Consider the following 3022-nt stretch of genomic DNA (forward strand, 5'->3'; position numbering starts at 1 on the left):
ACCCATCAGGGCGGAGAGGATGTTCGCCCGTGCCGGATCGCCGATCAGGGCGGCGATGGCGGCGATGCCGTTTGTGGACAGGGTCGCGGCGGATGGGGTGGGGGCGGGCGGGTTGCTCATGCACCGGACTTTACGCCGGTGCGCCGGTCCCGTCAGCCGGCGACGCTTCGTTCGCCGCCGAAGCGTTCGAGACGGCTTTTGCGTGCTGGGGCCGGCATGGTGGATGGCCATTCAGTTCGACGGAGTCATCATGACGATCCTATCCAACGCAAGCCGGCCGGCTGCGCCAACGGACCTGCGCATCGAGCTTGCCCTGCTGCTGGTCCTCGCCAGCCTGTGGGGTGCGTCCTACAGCTTCATCCGCATCGGTGTGGAGACGATTCCGCCGCTGACCTTCATCGCCGGGCGGACCCTGGTCGCCGGGGTGATCCTGCTGGGCGTCATCCGCTGGCGCGGCCTTTCCTTGCCGCGCGATCCGGCGATATGGCGCCGCTTCCTGGTCCAGGCCTGCCTGAACAGCGTTCTGCCCTTCACCCTGATCGCCTGGGCCGAACAGACGGTGGAGGCCGGGACGGCCGTCATCCTCAATGCGACCACGCCGATCTTCGCGTTCCTGATCACGCTTCTGCTTCCCGGGCATGAGGGGCTGACCGTCCGCAAGGCGGCCGGCGTGCTCGCCGGCCTCGGTGGAACGGTCCTGATCGTCGGGACGGGAGCGATGGACGGCCTCGGCCGCGATCTGCCGGCCCAGGGCGCGATCATCCTCGCCACCGTCTGCTATGCCGGAGCGGCCATCTACGGCCGGGCGTTCAAGGGGTTGGACCCGGTCATGCCGGCCGCCGGGTCGCTGCTGTGTGGGGCGGCGCTTCTGGTGCCGGTCAGCCTGGCGGTCGACCGGCCCTGGAGCCTGACGCCGTCCGGGAGCTCGCTGCTGTCGCTTGCCGGTCTCTCGGTCTTCTCGACAGCGGTGGCGTTCGCCCTCTATTTCCGTCTGGTCAACAGCCTCGGGTCGGTGCCGACCACCGCGCAGGCCTATCTGCGGGTGCCGATCGGTGTCGGCATCGGCGTGCTGCTGCTGGGGGAAACCCTGGCGCCAACTGTTCTCGCCGGGTGCGTCGCCGTAGTCCTGGGGGTGGCGGCGATGACCATTCCGGCCGGCCGGCGCGGTTGAGCTTGTCGGGTCGAGCCGGTTGGGGTTGATCAGCCCCGCGGCTTTTCCGGTCCTGATGGCGGGGTTTCGGCGACGGCAGCGCGGCCGGGGTCGCGCTTCTGGGTTTCCAGCAGGATGTCGCGGGCGATGGGGGCCGCCGCGGTGGAGCCGCCACCGCCATGCTCGACGAACACGGCACAGGCATAGCGCGGCGCCTGGATCGGGGCGAAGGCGACGAACAGCGCATGGTCGCGCTCGCGCCAGGGGATCTCGTCCTGCTTCTTCAGGCCGGCCGCGCGTTGCGCCATGGTGATGCGCCGGACCTGGGCCGAACCGGTCTTGCCGGCCATCTCATAGCCGACCTCGGTGATGCGCGACTTGTAGGCTGTGCCGTTGGGGGCGTTCACCACCTCGGTCATGCCGCGCAGCACGATGTCGAGATTTTCCTTCTTCACGCCGATGCTGGGCCAGGCTGTCTGTTCGCCGCTGACCGCCTTGATCTGCTTGGTCAGGTGCGGCTTGACCGCATAGCCGCCATTGGCGATCCGGCAGGTCATCACTGCCAGCTGCAGCGGCGTCGTCAGGACATAGCCCTGGCCGATGGAGGCGACCAGTGTTTCGCCCATGTCCCAGCCCTTGCCCAGCGTCGCCTTCTTCCAGGCGATGGAGGGGATCAGGCCGCCACGCTCATGCGGCAGATCGATGCCGGTGCGGCTGCCCAGCCCCAGCCGGTTCGACATCTCGGCGATGCGGTCGATGCCGATCCGGCGCGACACGTCGTAGAAGAACACGTCGCAGGAATGGCGCAGCGCGCCGACGAAATCGACCGTGCCGTGACCGCCGCGCTTCCAGCAATGGAAGCGGTGGTCGCCAAGCTCAAGATAGCCGGGACAGAACACGGTGTGACGGTTGCTGACGACTCCGGATTCCAGAGCGGCCAGCGCCGCCGTCATCTTGAAGGTGGAGCCGGGCGGATATTGGCCGACCACCGCCTTGTTGTTCAGCGGCGTCGCCGGGTTCGACAGCAGCTCTTCCCACAATTCGGCGCTGATGCCCATGGTGAACTGGTTGGGGTCATAGCTGGGATGGGAGCACAGCGCATAGATGCCGCCGGTGTGGACATCCATCACCACGGCCGAGGCGCTGGTTTCCTGCGACAGCCGCTCCTGCACGAAGCGCTGAAGCGCCATGTCGATGGTCAGCTGGATTTCGCGGCCCGGCTGCCCCTCGTCGCGCGACAGCTCGCGGATGACACGGCCGACGGCATTGACTTCCAGCTGGCTGGTGCCGGCGGTGCCGCGCAGAACCTTCTCGTGGAATTTCTCGATGCCGGCCTTGCCGATGCGGAAGCCGGGCAGCGACAGGACAGGGTCGCTGTTGCCGCTCAGCTCGGACTCCGACACGGCACCGACATAGCCCAGGATGTGGGCGGTCGAGTCCGCCTGGGGGTAATAGCGCAGCTCGCCCACCTCGATGGCCACGCCGGGCAGGTCGGGGGTGTTGGTCTCCAGCGTGGCAACCTGTTCCCAGGTGAGGTTCTCGCGCACGGTGACGGGGACGAAGCGGCGCTTGCGGTGCAGTTCGCGCAGCACGCGGCGACGGTCGCCGTCGGTCAGCGGGACGATGCGGGAGATCTTGTCGAGCGTTTCCTGGATGTTGTGGGTGCGTTCCGACACGACGACGACGCGGTAGTTCTGCTGGTTGACCGCCAGGGGCACGCCGAACCGGTCGACGATGGTGCCGCGCGAGGGTGCGATCAACCGCAGGCTGATGCGGTTCTCTTCAGCCAGCATGGTGTAGCGTGCCGACTCCACCACCTGCAGATAATAGAGGCGGCCGACCAGCGCGGACAGGCCAGCCAGCTGATGCCGC

2 protein-coding genes are annotated in these 3022 nt (G+C 67.8%); one reads left to right on the top strand and one right to left on the bottom strand.

Annotation, left to right across the window (positions count from 1 at the left end):
* Positions 1–250: 250 nt before the first annotated feature.
* Positions 251–1171 carry a DMT family transporter gene (locus tag I71_RS19370; RefSeq protein ID WP_042696665.1) on the top strand — a complete coding sequence of 307 codons (921 nt, stop codon included), beginning with the start codon at positions 251–253 and terminating at the stop codon, positions 1169–1171.
* Positions 1172–1200: 29 nt separating this feature from the next.
* Here the strand turns inward: I71_RS19370 and mrdA are convergent.
* On the bottom strand, positions 1201–3022 hold a 1822-nt coding region (gene mrdA / locus I71_RS19375), incomplete at its 5' end, for a penicillin-binding protein 2 (RefSeq protein ID WP_042696663.1).

It is taken from the genome of Azospirillum sp. B506 (genome assembly GCF_000333595.1).
Taxonomy (GTDB): Bacteria; Pseudomonadota; Alphaproteobacteria; order Azospirillales; family Azospirillaceae; genus Azospirillum.

Bases quoted from the DNA above. Each gene is read 5' to 3' on its own strand.
- I71_RS19370 (WP_042696665.1), top strand. From the start codon at position 251: ATGACGATCCTATCCAACGCAAGCCGGCCGGCTGCGCCAACGGACCTG.